This window comes from Clostridium sp. CTA-5 (genome assembly GCF_054768135.1).
Genome location: NZ_BAAAAT010000001.1, coordinates 59059 through 75811 on the forward strand (window position 1 = coordinate 59059; position 16753 = coordinate 75811).

Below are 16753 nucleotides of genomic sequence, written 5' to 3' on the forward strand. Positions count from 1 at the left end.
GTAAATTTGTTTATAAAGAATAAATGAAGATTATACTAATTTATATATAGTTTATGTATAAAACGAATTTTTATAGAGCAATCTTAATTATGATTAAATGAGGAGAATTTTAAAGAATGAATAAAGAATTTGAAAAATTTGAGCTTAGTGATGAAATTTTAAAATCTATCGAAAGCTTAGGATATAAAAAACCATCAGAAGTACAAGAAAAAGTAATACCTGAAATACTTAGAAATAAAGATTTAGTAGTTAAATCTCAAACAGGTAGTGGTAAGACAGCAGCATTTGGTATACCATTATGTGAAAAAATAGATTGGGATGAAAATAATGCACAAGTATTAGTGCTTACACCAACTAGGGAACTTGCAGTTCAGGTGAATGAGGATATATGTAATATAGGAAGATTTAAGAGAATAAATTCAGTTGCCGTATTTGGTAAACAATCAATTATAGAGCAAGAAAAAAAGTTAAAACAAAAAACTCATGTTGTTGTTGGTACTCCAGGAAGAATATTAGACCATATAGATAGAGGAAGTCTTGATGTATCGAAAATCAAATATTTTGTTATAGATGAAGCTGATGAAATGTTTAATATGGGATTCATAAGACAAGTAGAGGGTGTAATAAGAAGAATACCTAAAAATAGGATTACTTTATTATTTTCGGCTACTATTTCAGATGAGATAAAAGAATTATGTGATAAACATATGAAAAAACCAGTAAATATAGAGATAAAGGCTCAAAAATTAATAACAGATAAAATAGATCACTATATTTATTATGTAGAACATGATGAAAAATTAGAAACATTAAATAACTTACTTATATATGAAAGACCTGAAACAGGAGTTGTATTTTGTAGAACAAAAGAAAATGTAGATAAGGTATTTGATTATTTAAAAGATAAGAATTATTCTATTGGAAAAATCCATGGTGGAATGCTTCAAAAAGAAAGACTTAATGCTATGGAGGAGTTTAGAAAAGGAAACTTTAGAATATTAATAGCAACTGATATAGCCTCAAGGGGAATTGATATCGAGGGAATAACTCATGTGATAAACTTTGATATTCCAGTAGAAAAGGAAGCATATGTACATAGAATAGGAAGAACAGGACGTGCTGGTGCAAAGGGGAAAGCATTAACTTTTTGCAAAAATGAAGGAGATAGATATTTAAATCAGATTGAAGAATTTATTGGTTTTAATATAGAAGTTAAAGAAATTCCAACTAAAGAAGAAGTGGATAAAAATTTAAAAAGTGAGATAGAATTTTTAAAAACAAGACCTAAGAAGAAAACAGAAAAAGCTAAGGTCATAAATAAGAATATAATGAAAATATATTTAAATGGAGGAAAGAAAAAAAAGATTCGTCCAGGGGATATAGTTGGAGCAATCACTAAAATATCAGGAGTAAATGGAGAAGATGTTGGAATAATTGATGTTCAAGATATGGGTTCATATGTTGATATACTGAATGGAAAAGGTAACATTGTTATTAATGCTTTAAAAACTACAACAATTAAAGGTAAGAAGCTTAGATGTGAAAAAGCAAGAAACTAAAAAGAAATTGTGGTAAAATATATATAATAAAACCATTTTTATGATTTTCAATATAAAGCTATGTTTTAAAACTGTGTTGATATTTGAATATAAAGCCCATGGATAGGAAAATTTATTTAAAATATAGCATAATATAATAGAGAAGATTAATTATAAAAATATATTTTTAATAATAGTCATAAAAATGAAATATAGTAAAGAGGTGTAGTAAAAATGCTTTCAAATAGAAATGCTAAATGTTGGTGTGGCAGTGGATTAAAATATAAAAGATGTCACTTGGAATTTGATGAAAAACTAGAAAGTTTAAGATTAAAAGGTGAAATAGTTCCTGATAGAGATATAATAAAAAGTCAAGAGGACATCGAAGGAATAAGAAAGAGTTCAGAAGTTAACAATGGAGTTTTAGATTTAGTTGCAAGTAAAATAAAAGCAGGAATGTCTACGGCTGACATAGATAAATTAGTTTATGATTATACAGTAGAACATGGTGCAATACCTGCACCTTTAAATTTTGAAGGTTTCCCAAAGAGTGTATGTACTTCAATTAATAATGAAGTATGTCATGGTATACCAGATGAAAAGATAATTCTTAAAGAAGGAGATATTGTAAATGTAGATGTATCAACAATTCTTAATGGATATTATTCAGATGCATCAAGAATGTTTATGATAGGAGAAGTTAGCGAAGAAGCTAAAAAATTAGTTGAAGTAGCTAAAGAGTGTATGGAAGCTGGGGTAAAAGCTATAAAACCTTGGGGACACTTAGGAGATATCGGAGCAGCTTGTCAAGAAGTAGCTCATAAAAATGGTTATACAATAGTTAGAGCTTTAGGAGGACATGGAGTAGGAAACCAATTCCACGAAGAACCTTTTGTACCTCATATAGGAAAAAAGGGAACAGACATGGTTTTAGTACCAGGTATGGTCTTAACAGTAGAACCAATGGTTAATGCTGGAGGATATGAAGTATATGTTGATGCAGAAAATGAATGGACTATATATACTGAAGATGATTCATTATCAGCTCAATGGGAACATACAGTTTTAATAACTGAAACTGGAATTGAAATTTTAGCTAAATAATTACAGGATATTTAATAATCAAAATGTTTATATAATTGTGAAATGAAATACTATCTTATGTTTTTTAAATATGGGGTAGTATTTTTTATTTGTATAAAAATTTTAAAGTTTAGAAGACTGATAAAATCTAAGGTTATTAAGAGATTGTTAATTGTTCATTAAGCGTTAGAATGGCTTCTATTTTAAATATTAAAAATTATTATTAAATGATATTGACAAAACTAAATTTGGTTGTATAATATATCTAATAAATACAGAAAATGTATTGATTGGGAAGAGTATAAGTATAAATTTATTACAGAGAGCCTTAGATATGCTGAAAAGAGGTATAATATATATATTTAGAAAATCACCCATGAACAGTCTACTGAAATTAATTAAGGGATAGGAAATAAAATAATAGATCAAAGAGGTGTTTGTATATTCTGTGTAAGACAAGGAAGCAAATTCAGTTAATAGGGGGGCTATTAGCTAAATTTACTGATGCAAAATAGACTAGCATACTGTTCCATTATTTTTTTGAATGTACCTAAAGTAAGTAAGAACGTCTGACATACGTTATAGTGTTACATACAATTAAAGTATAATTTGTATGTGTTAAAGTGGCTGAGATTATCAGCAAATTGAGTGGTACCGCAGAATAATAAGTTTTGTCTCATTTAGAGATGAAGCTTTTTTTATTTTATATAAAAATAATAAGCAATAAAACAGGGGGAAACAAAAATGAAATATTCTAATCAATTTTTACCAAACTATACTGTTGGGGAAGAGTCCTATAAAGCAGTTTCAGCTATTACTGGAAGGTATGGAAAAAAGGCAGTGGTAATTGGGGGCAAAACTGCAATATTAAAATCAAAAGATGTATTATTAGAGGGTATAAAGAATTCAGAAGTAAGAATAATTGACTTTGTATGGTATGGGGGGAATTCTTCTTATGAAAATGTAGATATATTGATAAATAATGAAAATGTAAAAAATGCAGATATGATTTATGCAGTAGGAGGAGGAAGAGCTATAGATACCTGCAAGGTTGTAAGTGATAAATTAAATAAACCTCTTTTTTCATTTCCGACTATTGCGTCTAATTGTGCAGCGTGTACATGTATTTCAGTGATATATAATACTGATGATACATTTAGGGAATATTATTATCCAAAGACACCAGCAGATCATACATTCATAAATACAAAAATAATTGCTGAAGCACCGGTTTCATTACTTTTTGCAGGTATTGGAGATGCTTTATCTAAAGAATATGAAGTTCTTTTAGCAGCAAGAAAAGAAAATTTATCTCATTCACCACTTATGGGTGCAAATTTAAGTAAAGCCTGTGGTTTACCATTAATAGAATATGGCAAAAAAGCATTGGATAGTTGTAAAAATAATATGGTAACATTTGAATTAGAACAGGTTGCATTAGATATAATAATTTCAACTGGAATTGTATCTAATATGACTTCGAAAAAAGGCGAGTATTACTATAATAGCAGTTTGGCTCATTGTGTATATTATGGAGCTACAATGGTTCCTAAAGCGGCTTCACATCTTCATGGTGAAATAGTTGCATTTGGTGTTTTATGTCTTCTTACTTATGATGAGCAGTTTGAAGAAAGAAAAAAGATTGCAGAATTCAATAAATCTGTAGGATTACCTTTATGTCTTGATGATATTAATATAACTAAGAATGATGTAAAAGTAATGGCTCAGAAGGCTTCAACAGTTACTGAATGGACATGTGCTCCTTATGAAATAACAAAGGAAAAGTTTGTTAAGGCAATTTTAGATACTGATGATTATGGAAAATCATTAAAGTAATATAGAAATTTATTTTATTAATAAAGATCTCCTTTTTATGAAATTGATTGTTTTGCAGTAAGAATAATTTTAGAACATTTATTTTAGATTGGTATAAATATATTATATAAGTACTTATCTTAGTAAAGTTTTATTAATATATAAGTTATTAATATTAAGGAGTTTTTTATATGGAAGATGAACAAATAAAGGATATTATAGTAGCTTTAATAAACAATAAGATGTTTCCAGAAGGAAAAGATGAAGAACATACTGCTAAATATGTAGCTAGATTTATTAAGACATTAAGAAAAGAATTAGAAAAGTAAGATTATTTTAAGAATGTAGTGGGGGCTGGTGGTGCTTCGCCTCCACCATAAAATCCACGACTATGTGTAATGTAGCTTAAATATCTGATTACACATAGTCGTGTTTTTTGTTGTTACAGTTGTGTTATTAATATAGTAGAGTATATATCAATCAAAGTCATGAAATTTAATAAGAAAAATAATAACTAAGTTATCGCTTTAATAAAAGTACTTAAAATTATAAATTATACTTCTGCTATGTGTTGATTCTTTTATGCGTACATTAGACAAATGGGATTTGCGTTAAAATTTGAGTATGGAGTATTTGGTTAGATTAAAATCAATAAGGCTCAAAATGAGTTTTTGGTATTAATGTGTTTTATTGACAAATAACTCACTGGACAATTATACTAATTATGGATGAATATATATAATTATGTACTGATGAGAGAATTGAAGAAGTATATTACTTTTAGATAGAAAATATTAATAATATAAAAACGCTTGATATAGATATTGAAGAAAGTAAATTAAATAAGCGGGGGTAAAACAAGTGAAATTTAGTGGAAATGATATATTTAAATTTATTTTTCCAGAGCTTCAGATAATTGAAGTTATTAAGGAGCATGGTTTTATAGTAAGACCTAGTGAAAATAAAAGGCAAAAGCAAACTCAAAATATGAGTCAGAAATATAGCCAAGAAAGTTCATATTCAAGAGATAATCATATAAGCATGAATAATCGTATTAAACAGACTTTTACTAATAGAGCAAATGCAGAACAGAATATAAATACAGCAGCATATCAACATAAAGATACTTCAAAAGTAAATAGCAACAATATATCAGATATGTTTAATATTGTTAGAAGAGAAATAGGAAACTTAATTATAGGACAAGCAGATTATTTAGATAATCTCTGCATAGCATTTAAGCGTCCTTTTGTAACAGGATATGATAATTTGAAGCCTAAAAATGTTATTTTTATTCTTGGAAATAAAGGTACAGGGAAGCATAGCAGTATATCTTTTATTTCAGGACTTCTTAAACAAAGTAAAATAATTAGCAGTGATGTTATGTCGACTATAGACCTTTCTTTATATGCTACTGTTTCAGAATTTCAGATATTTTTATCAGATTTATATAAAGCGTTGTATGGTGAGTCTGACATCGTAATTTTTGATAATTTTGACAAGTGTCATTCTAGTATTATTGATGTAATAGAAACTTTAACAACTACTGGAAAATATACTCTTAGCTCAAGATATGTATTTCAGAATAATAATCTTGTTGAGGCAAATGGAATGCTTCTGCAAGACTCAATAAGTGAGATAAGTTCTAATAACAAGTATTTTGTTTTTCCTTCAGAAAAGTCCGAGAAGGATGTAATGAATACCTTTGGAGCAAAGTTTATGGAATGTGTAGGTGATATACTTCATACTGAAAACTTTAGTTGTGATGAATTAAATAAAATAGCAGAAAAATTAATTGGAAAAAATAAGAGAAAATGTAGTGAAAATCTCTCAATAGTTTTACAGTGTGATAATACTGTTTCTCAGGTGATTGTATCAAATTATAGAAGTGTATCTGGAATAAATGGTCTGGAAAAGTACATTGATTCTAATATATACAAGCCATTGGCGGAGCTTAAACTTAAGATTATTATTAAAAATAATCAGAACGTATTTTTATCTGTTATAGATGGTAAACTTTCAGCACAAATTGATGATAATTTAATAAGATTAACTGATGTTTTACCACAAAAGAACATGTCTGGGCTTGATGATGTAAGAAAGGAAGTAAAAGAAGTTATAGGGCTTGAATCTGTAAAACAGTATGTTTTAAGTCTTGAAGATAATTTAAAAATCCAAAAAATACGTGAAAATGCTGGATTTAAGGCTGCAAATATTTCAATGCATATGATATTTACTGGGAATCCTGGGACAGGTAAAACTACAATTGCACGTATAGTTGCAAAATATCTAAAGGCACTTGGTGTGTTATCGCAAGGACAATTAAGAGAAGTCACCAGGGCAGATCTTGTGGGGCAATATGTGGGACAGACAGCAAAATTAACTAATGACGCTATAAAATCTGCGTTAGGTGGAGTTTTATTTATTGATGAAGCCTATGCACTTTGTAGAGATAAGCATGATGCTTTTGGACTTGAGGCAATAGATACATTGGTTAAAGGTATTGAAGATAACAGAGATGATTTAGTTGTAATTTTAGCTGGATATAAAGATGAAATGGGAGAGTTTTTAAAAACTAATTCAGGTTTAAAATCGCGTTTTCCAAATCTAATTGATTTTGAGGATTATACATCTGAAGAAATGTATGAAATTTCGCTTATTACAGCAAAATCAAAGGGCTATAAAGTATCAGAAGATTGCAAAGATCCACTTATAAAATTATTTGATAAGAAACAAATTAAAGGCAGAAATGATAGTGGAAATGGTCGTCTTGTTAGAAATGTTATAGAAAGTTCTATACTTAATCAATCCAAACGTCTATTAGTTAATCAGACTGCAGCAATGGACTTATTAACCTATGATGATTTTAAATTTGAAGAAACAGGGAAGTTTGATTTGGAAGCAAGTCTTTCTAAGATTATTGGTCTTGAAAATGTTAAGGATTTTGTTAGAACTCAATATAAGTTATTAATTGCACAAGAAAAACGTAGAAAAGCAGGAATGATGATAGATGCATCACAGGCTCTAAATATGATTTTCAGTGGTAATCCGGGAACAGGGAAAACAACAATAGCAAGAATTGTTGCAGAGATGTTCAAAGAAATGGGACTTTTAAAATCTGGTCATTTAATAGAAACTGACCGCAGTGGCCTAGTAGCTGAGTATGCAGGGCAGACAGCTAAGAAAACTGAAGAAGTATTTAGGTCTGCTTTAGGAGGCATTTTATTTATTGATGAAGCATATGCATTAGCTAATGATGGTGGAAGCTTTGGAAAGGAAGCGATAGATACACTAGTTAAACTTATAGAAGATAGTAGAGGAGAAATAATTGTCATTCTTGCTGGTTATAAGAAAGAAATGTCAGACTTCTTAAAGAGCAATTCTGGACTTGAATCAAGATTTCCTCTTATGATTGATTTTCCAGATTACAGTGCAGATGATTTATTTGAAATAAGTTTAAAGATGATTAAGGATAAAGGCTTTGTATTAGATAATGGAGCAGATACACTTATGAAAGAACAAATCTCTCAATTGCATAAACAATCCAATGCACATTCTGGAAATGGACGTATGGTGAGAAATTATATTGAAGAAATAATGAGAAAACAATCATCTAGAATTGCAATGAATGATGTGTCAGTAGCTGAGATGAATATAATTATAAGTGATGATATAGAAGTTAAAAATAAATCAGTGGATAACTTCAATTTAGAGAATCAATTATCTAAAATAATAGGTCTTGAAGAAGTTAAAGATTATATACGTGGTTTAAGTGCAAGGCTTAGAATGCAAAATGAACGTAAAAAACTTGGACTTCCTGTTGATAGTAAACAGACTCTTCATATGATTTTTAAGGGGAACCCTGGAACTGGAAAGACTATGATGGCAAGAACAGTAGCTGAAGTTTTGTATAATATGGGTGTAATTAAAACAAGTAAACTTGTAGAAATAGATAGAGCTGGACTTGTTGCAGGTTATGTGGGACAAACAGCAATTAAAACAAGGGAAAAAATTATGGAAGCAATGGATGGTGTATTGTTTATTGATGAAGCATATTCATTATCTCAAGGTGGAGATAACGATTTTGGAAAAGAAGCAATAGATACATTAGTAAAGCTTATGGATGATTATAGAGATAGACTAGTTGTAATATTAGCTGGATATAGTGATGATATGGATAAATTCCTTTTTATAAATGCCGGATTGAAATCAAGGTTTCCTAATATAATAAAATTTGAAGATTATTCTGGAGAGCAATTAGTAGAGATAGCTGAAATGTTATTTGAAGATAATGGATATGAAATTCATTCATCAGCTAAAAACAAGCTTAAAGATATATTTGATGCAGTAAGGCTTGAACCTCAATTTGGAAATGGGCGTTATGTGAGAAATCTGTATGAAAAAGCAGTGAATAATCAAGCAGTGCGCTTAAGTTCAGATATGGATTTAACAAAAGAAGAATTGATTACAATAGTTGATACTGATATAGAAAGGGTGTGATTTAGGTGAAATCTTTAAAAAAAATTTTAGGAAATACTGTAGCTGCTGTTTATTTTGTTTTTCCAATGTCTTTGGTATTACTTCTGTTAATTTTTATGCCCATTGCTTTTTTAATGGATGTTAGCGCTGTAAGAGGTTCTGGATTTGCTGGACCGAATTCAAGTGCTGCATTTATAGGTTTTGGCGGATTATTTATTGGTTTATCTTTACTTATTCCACCACTTAGAAAAATGTATAGAGTATTTCCTTGGTTATATTCATTTACAAAGATTTTCTATGTAAATCTAATAATTCTTTGTATTGGAGAGTCAATATTAAACTTTGGATATGAGGTACAGAGCAATGCTCGTCATGTTACCTTTTTCATTCTGATGATAGTGCAATTATTTATTTGTAGAATAGGAATGTGTATTTATTTTAAGTTAAAGCCAGTAAAGCATGTTGAAGAGAGGTAAATTTATGAGTAATGAACAACAGAATTTTAAAAATAACATTAAAAAGGATATTAAAACTAATTTAAATACGAATTATGATACAGATGAACAGTCAAATAGTTTTAGAAATCAGTCTGATGAGGAACAACTTGATGTTAATGATAAGGAAAATGTCAGATTTGAAGATACAGAAAGAGAAGTTGATGAGAAAGCTAATAGAAAACAAATTGATAAGCCTCTTAAAATCTTTGGAATAATATGTATTGCTGTTTCTATAATTGCAATTACGTTATCAGGTACTTCAAAAGTAGATACTTCTGAATCTGCACAAAATGCATTGAAAAATGGAGAATCTACAGCTGTTTCAGCAGGAACTATTTTATTATCAAAAGATGAAAATGCTGAACCTAAAGATTACACAATCACACATAAATCTGATGCGGAGGATACTAAAATTTGGGTATGGGATTATGCAGCAGAAGATGGAGACTATGTACAAGTACTTGTAAATGGCTCTCCAATAGGAGATGCTTTTATGATTAAGCATAAACCTAAAGAAATTAATGTTCCATCGGTAGGTAAAGTTCAAATAAAAGGAATAAAAGATGGTGGCGGTGGCATAACTTATGCTGTTAGGTATGATATCAATGGAACAAGTTATTTCAATGGAACTCCTGAAGGGGAATCAAATACTTATACGTTAACTAATAAGTAGATAGATTCTAATTTTTAAAGTAACAGAATGAGATGAAACTTATTGGTGGATTTCAAAGGTAAATTTTCGTCTCAACCATTAAAACTCTAGACAGAAATGTTGTTGACTAGCTTATCTTTGTATTAATTGACAATGTATTTATAATAAGTTATAATAATTTAAAAATTAATGAAAAAATTATTTGTATAACCTCAAGAATATGGTTTGAGGGTATCTACCAGGAACCGTAAAATCCTGATTACAAAGAAAAAGATGTATCTTTTTTTCTTTGTAATCAGGATTTTTTATTTTAAACAAAATTTAATTGGTAATTTTTGGAGAGGAAGTGCTTTATGAAAATTGATATGAATTTATTAAAGAAAAGAATTAAGGTGGCTAGTAAGGAGGTAAAGGCAGATACTATTGTAAAAAATGGGAAAATACTAAATGTTTTTACTGGAGATATTACAGAAGGTGATATAGCTATTGTAGATGGGATTATAGCAGGTATTGGTCAGTATGATGGAGAAGAAATTATAGATGCACAGGATAAGGTTATAGTTCCTGGATTTATTGATGGCCATATGCATATAGAAAGTACAATGTTAACACCACATGAATTATCAAAGGTTCTTGTTCAACATGGTGTTACTACAGTAATGGCAGATCCTCACGAACTTGCAAATGTTGCAGGTACAGAGGGAATTGATTTTATGTTAAATGGATCAGAAGGATTGCCATTAGATGTGTTTATTATGCTTCCTTCATGTGTTCCAGCAACTTCTTTTGAAAATAGTGGAGCAAAACTTGATGCAGAAGATTTACAACCTTTTTACACACATCCAAGGGTATTAGGACTTGCAGAATTTATGGATTATTCATCAATAGTGAACTTAAATGAGGAAATGTTACAGAAAATTATCAATGCTCATTTAAATGGAAGTGTCATAGATGGACATGCTACAGGGCTTAGTAAAGAAGAACTAAACGTATATATATCAGCAGGAATTTATGCAGATCATGAATGTGCAAATGTAAAGGAAGCAAAGGAACGTTTAGAGTTAGGTATGTATTTAATGATTAGGGAAGGAACAGCAGCTAAAGAATTAAAAAAACTAATAAAAGTTGTTACTCCAACAAATTCAAGAAGATGTATGCTAGTCACAGATGATAAGTTACTTGATGATTTAATTGCAGAAGGTAGTGTAGATCATAATGTTAGGCTTGCAATAAAAGAAGGATTAGATCCAGTTACAGCAATTCAAATGGTAACAATTAATGCAGCAGAATTTTTTGGACTTCGTAGTTTTGGAGCAATAGCACCAGGATATCAGGCTGATTTATTAATATTAGATGAATTACAGAGTATTTCAATAGATAAGGTTTTAAAAAAGGGAAAATGTGTTGTTGATAATGGGGAAATAAAGAAAGAAGAATTTAAAATAAATGATAATAGTAAAGAATTAGCATCTAAGTTACCGAAGATAAATATGAAAGAGTTAGAAAAAAATAATTTTGAAATACCTTTATCTTCTGATTTATGTAATATAATAGAAATAATTCCTGATAGTTTAATAACATATCATAGGGTCGAAAAAGTTGATATAGATAAAGGAATTTTTATCACATCCATTTCTAATGATCAATTAAAGATGGCTGTAATAGAAAGACATCATCAAACAGGAAATATTGGACTTGGAATTGTCAAAGGATTTGGTATAAAAAATGGTGCAATTGCAACAACAGTAGCTCATGATTCACATAATATTGTTGTTATTGGAACATCTGATGAAGAAATGTTTTTAGCAGTTGATCATCTTAAAAAGATGAATGGAGGAATTGCAATTGTTTCAGGTAAAGAAGTTATAGCATCACTACCTCTTTCAATAGGAGGATTAATATCAGAAAATAGTTATTTAGAGGTTAAAAAGCAACTTAATAGTTTAAATCAAGCTTTAAGTATAATAGGATTTGAAGCAGATTTTAATCCTTTTTTAACTTTATCATTTTTAACTTTACCAGTTATTCCAGAAATTAAGTTAACAGATACGGGGTTGTTTGAATTTAAAACATTTTCTCATATAAAAGTTCAGGTTTAAAAATTTTTTACACTAGAATTATTATTTAATGAACATGTTCATTATTTCCTGCAAAATAACAAATCATATAATGAAATTCATTATATGAGAATGAAGGTAAAAAATAATGATATAAAATAGTGGATTTTACATGTTGCCCTTTGCTTTTAGCATGAAACCTACGAAAATCTAGAATTTCGTAGGTTTTTAAATTTGCAATAATTTAGGTGAATATTCTATAATTTATAATAAACATAAAGTGATTTAATTAATAAAAATCTGTTATATGCTACTGATGTAGAGGAAGTGTTATAAGAAATTGCATCTAAACCAATATATGAATTTTACTAAGGTGCTTAAGTAATACATAGACAGATTCTGTAAGGGAGAGATTATGAATAAAATTAAGTTTAGAAATTTTATAAAAAAGATATTAGTATCATTATTGATGATTTTTGTATTTGATGGATCAACCATTGCATTTGCAAGAGCAGGAGGTGGTGGACATTCAAGTTCATCTCATAGTAGTTCATCAAACAGCAGTTCTTCAGGAAGTGGTAACTTACTTGAACTTATAGGTATTTTTATTGTATTGCTTTGTATTTTTTCAGCTGTAAAATTTGTTTTTAAATTAATATTAGATAAAAGGAAAGCCAAAAGTATTTCAGTGATAAAGGAATTATCCCAAAATGACAATGATTGGGATTATAATAATATGAAGAAAGATATTGAAGAAGCTTTTTATAAAGTACAAGCTGCGTGGATGGAAAGAAATCAAGACTTAGCAAGAGAATATATGAGTGATAAATTGTATAATAAACATAAATTAGAAACTAAAGACATGAGAATTAAAAAAGAGATAAATATTCTTGAAGACATGACATTATTAAGTGATGCTCCTATTGGACTACAGGATTTTGAAGGTATTAACAAAGATTGTATATGGGTTCATATTAGGGCAAAATCAAAGGATTATACAGTTGATGAAAAAAACGGTAAAGTAGTAGAAGGGGAACCTGATAAGATTGTTCATTTTGAAGAATATTGGAAGTTTATAAGAAATGAATATAGATGGATATTAGATGAAATAAGGCAAACAGATGATATAAGAACCTTAAAGTTCCTTCAAATAAAGGTTAACAATTAGAAAATTTAATGAGTATGCTTTTCCTCAATCAAATAAGAATAGCAATTTTAATACAATGATTTAAAGTATTTGTGTATATCTTTTAATGGATTTTTAGTGGCAGGGGATGTATATTTTTATGTAAAATTAAAATTTTATTATAATTCAAAGAATATAAATGTAAAACTGAAGAATTTTAATATTATAGATAGGCTTTAAGGTAAGTCTATCTTATTTTATATGTCTAAAAATATATGGGTGTTACTGGTGAAAAGTATAATAAAATTAAAGAATTTTATTATATGTGTTGAAGGGGAATTTTTATTTAAAAATTATTTATAGTTTATTATGATTACAAGTTTTTAGATGTTTATTTATTGTAGAAGTACATAATGAGCTATATATTTTGTATCAGAATGTAAGATTGAATATTCATAATTTTGCAAAAAAAGCATTAACATTATTTTTGTGTTACAATATACACAACGAAATTTTTGCGTGTCTTTTTATAAGAACCAGAGTTAATCACTATTAACTAGAGGAATACAGCATAAATGGCAAATTTTATTATAAATACTAAAATGAAAGTTTTCAGATTTATGAATTTATATATAGAAAATTATGCATATATATTTGCTGTAAGAAACTAAAATGATAAAACTTTAAAGTATAAATTACTGAAAGGAGATATTAAATGAAAAAATTAGGATTAGCAATTCAAATTGTTTTAGGTCTTGTACTAGGAATTATAGTAGGAGCTGTTTTTCATGGTAATTTAGTTATTGAATCATATTTACAATCCCTAGGAGATATTTTTATACGTTTAATCAAAATGATAGTTGTACCTATTGTATTTTCATCACTTGTTGTTGGGGTTGCAGGTGTTGGAGATATCAAAAAGTTAGGAAGAATAGGTGGAAAAACACTTATTTATTTTGAAGTAGTAACTACAGTAGCTATTATATTAGGGTTATTGGTAGCTAATTTATTTCACCCAGGCATTGGGGTAAATATTCAGGAACTTTCAGCAACTAGCATTGATAAATATGTGGCTACAGCAGAAACAGCAGCTAAACATGGATTTATGGATACTTTAATAAATATTGTTCCAACTAATGTTTTTGAATCTTTTGTAAAAGGAGATTTACTTTCAATAATCTTCTTCTCAGTTATGTTTGGACTAGGAGTTGCTGCTATTGGTGATAAAGGAAAGCCAGTTCTTAAATTATGTCAAGGGATAGCAGATGCAATGTTTTGGGTGACAAATCAAATTATGAAAGTTGCACCACTAGGAGTATTTGGATTAATAGGAGTAACGGTTTCTAAATTTGGGTTAGCTTCGTTAGTTCCATTAGCTAAATTAGTTATAAATGTTTATGGTGCTATGATCTTCTTTGTATTTGTTATACTTGCTTTAGTTGGCAAAATGTGCGGAGTAAAGATTATGTCAATCATAAAGATTTTAAAGGATGAACTTATTCTTGCTTATACTACAGCAAGTTCTGAGACAGTTTTACCAAAGCTTATGGAAAAAATGGAGAAGTTCGGATGTCCAAAATCAATTACATCATTTGTTATTCCAACAGGGTATTCTTTTAATTTAGATGGCTCTGTATTATATCAAGCTATTGCATCAATTTTTATTGCACAAATATATGGAATTCATTTACCAATCTTAACACAAATTAATTTAATGATTGTGTTAATGGTTACTTCAAAAGGTATGGCAGCAGTGCCAGGAACATCTTTTGTAGTTTTATTAGCTACTTTAGGTTCTGTAGGGATACCAGTAGAAGGAATAGCTTTTATAGCTGGAATAGATCGTATTATTGATATGGGAAGAACTGTTGTAAATGTAATTGGGAATTCATTAGCTGTTGTTGTTATATCTAAGTGGGAAGGACAGTATAATACTGATAAAGGAAATGAATACTTTAAATCTATTAAAGAGGCAGCATAATTAAGAATTTACATAGAAAAAATATTCAATACATATATAATTTTAAATCTCTTACACTTATAAACGTAGTATAATTATGATTATAAGTGTAAGAGATTTTTTTAGGAGGTATTATTTTGGAAAAAGAAGAAGTTGAATTTTTACCATCAGGACTAGTAAGCTGCTTGTTAGATGGCAGAGAAGTAAGTATATTAAAGATATCTCCTGAAAAGTTAACTGTTCGTGTTACTCAGGAAATAGACAATATAGACTGTATAAAAGTAGCATTTTATATATTTGATGAATGCATATATAAGGAAGTATTAATAAAAGATTATAGTATTATAGAAAAAAGAAAAGCTGATTTTAGTTTAGTATATGCTTTCTCTATTAAAGCTCAAGAATATGTATATAATGTAAGAAATATTTTTAAAAATTATTCAAAATATATTAGGCTAAAAGCTTTTGGTGATGTAAATGAGTTTTCAAAAGAAATGGTTGGATATCCAGAGGAATTGGATTATGAATTTTATGAGTATTATTTAGAGCAAAAAAGAGATTGGATGTTAGAATTAAACTATGAAAACTGGAATGAGAATATTATTGATTCAACAGAATTAGCTATTACTTTAGATAATAATATTTTATATAAAAAGTATATGGACAAGGATATTAAAAATTTTAAGAATGATTATTTAAAAGATAATTTCGCTGATAATTATAAGTTGTTTCAAAAAGATATTACAAGGCTTTATATTGGAAATCAATTTTGTCACAATTTATTTCCAGACATGAATTTATTAAAGAATATGATTAAAAAAGCTAAAGAAGAAAAGCTAAATATAACATTATGTTTTACATATATGAGAGAGAATTATATAGAAAAAATAAAAGAGATTATAAATGAAGTATATAATTGGTGTTATGAAAATAATACGAAAATAGAGATTATAATAAATGATTTTGGAATGATAAAATTAGTTGAAGATAAAACTGATTATTTGAATTTGTCATTAGGAGTTTTATTAAATAAGAGAAAAAAAGATCCAAGATATATTTATAAGAAAGGATATATTGAAAATAAAAAACTTATAGCAGAAAACAGTCTTGATAGTTCAATTTTAAAAAAATTTCTTAAAGACTGTAATATTGAACGATATGAATATGAAAATTGTGCCTATAAAATTTCTATTGCAGAAGGAAGTCATAGTCTTCATATTCCTTTTTATCAAACAAACACATCACAATATTGTCCACTATATGCAATGTGTAAAACAATGGACAGAGGGAAGCAGAAGCTTGTTGATGGCTGTCCAAATTATTGCAAGGATTATGTAGTTATGTATCCCAAACATTTAAAAATGGTTGGAAGATATAATTCTTTATTTGGGTTTGATGATACTTTACTTAAAAATCCAAAAGAGCTAGAGCAATATATAAATAGCGGTATAGATAGAATTGTTTTAAATTTTATATGAATACAGTTTAAGATAAAGAAAATCATAGACAAGTATTTAGGTCTAGTATTTTCTTTCATTTACTTAGG

11 protein-coding genes and 1 riboswitch are annotated in these 16753 nt (G+C 28.4%); all 11 genes read left to right on the forward strand.

Annotation, left to right across the window (positions count from 1 at the left end; genetic code table 11):
• Nucleotides 1-116 precede the first annotated feature (116 nt).
• Nucleotides 117-1559, forward strand: coding sequence for a DEAD/DEAH box helicase (locus tag ACYUET_RS00290; protein ID WP_460277023.1), 1443 nt, complete (start codon nt 117-119; stop codon nt 1557-1559).
• A gap of 213 nt (nt 1560-1772) precedes the next feature.
• The gene (locus tag ACYUET_RS00295; protein WP_460277024.1) at nt 1773-2642 is read left to right on the forward strand and encodes a methionyl aminopeptidase; all 870 of its coding nucleotides are present in this window, start codon (nt 1773-1775) and stop codon (nt 2640-2642) included.
• Nucleotides 2643-3365: 723 nt separating this feature from the next.
• Nucleotides 3366-4457, forward strand: coding sequence for an iron-containing alcohol dehydrogenase family protein (locus ACYUET_RS00300; RefSeq protein WP_460277025.1), 1092 nt, complete (start codon nt 3366-3368; stop codon nt 4455-4457).
• Between the two features lie 170 nt (nt 4458-4627).
• Entirely contained in the window at nt 4628-4765 is a 138-nt protein-coding gene (locus tag ACYUET_RS00305; protein WP_460277026.1) for a hypothetical protein, read from the forward strand.
• A gap of 532 nt (nt 4766-5297) precedes the next feature.
• On the forward strand, nt 5298-8936 hold the full coding sequence (locus ACYUET_RS00310; protein WP_460277027.1) for an AAA family ATPase: 3639 nt from the start codon (nt 5298-5300) through the stop codon (nt 8934-8936).
• Nucleotides 8937-8941: 5 nt separating this feature from the next.
• On the forward strand, nt 8942-9391 hold the full coding sequence (locus ACYUET_RS00315) for a hypothetical protein (protein ID WP_460277028.1): 450 nt from the start codon (nt 8942-8944) through the stop codon (nt 9389-9391).
• Between the two features lie 4 nt (nt 9392-9395).
• Nucleotides 9396-10085, forward strand: a complete 690-nt coding sequence (locus ACYUET_RS00320; RefSeq protein ID WP_460277030.1) for a hypothetical protein — start codon at nt 9396-9398, stop codon at nt 10083-10085.
• 161 nt (nt 10086-10246) lie between these two features.
• Nucleotides 10247-10346, forward strand: a riboswitch (purine riboswitch).
• 71 nt (nt 10347-10417) lie between these two features.
• Nucleotides 10418-12163, forward strand: coding sequence for an adenine deaminase (gene ade, locus ACYUET_RS00325; RefSeq protein WP_460277032.1), 1746 nt, complete (start codon nt 10418-10420; stop codon nt 12161-12163).
• Nucleotides 12164-12536: 373 nt separating this feature from the next.
• On the forward strand, nt 12537-13289 hold the full coding sequence (locus ACYUET_RS00330; RefSeq protein WP_460277034.1) for a Tim44 domain-containing protein: 753 nt from the start codon (nt 12537-12539) through the stop codon (nt 13287-13289).
• Between the two features lie 673 nt (nt 13290-13962).
• Nucleotides 13963-15228 (forward strand): cation:dicarboxylate symporter family transporter, encoded by a 1266-nt coding sequence (locus ACYUET_RS00335; protein WP_460277035.1) that lies wholly within the window; start codon nt 13963-13965, stop codon nt 15226-15228.
• A 116-nt stretch (nt 15229-15344) separates the two neighbouring features.
• Nucleotides 15345-16685: a hypothetical protein gene (locus ACYUET_RS00340; RefSeq protein ID WP_460277036.1), complete on the forward strand. Its 1341-nt coding sequence runs from the start codon at nt 15345-15347 to the stop codon at nt 16683-16685.
• The last annotated feature ends 68 nt before the right edge of the window (nt 16686-16753 follow it).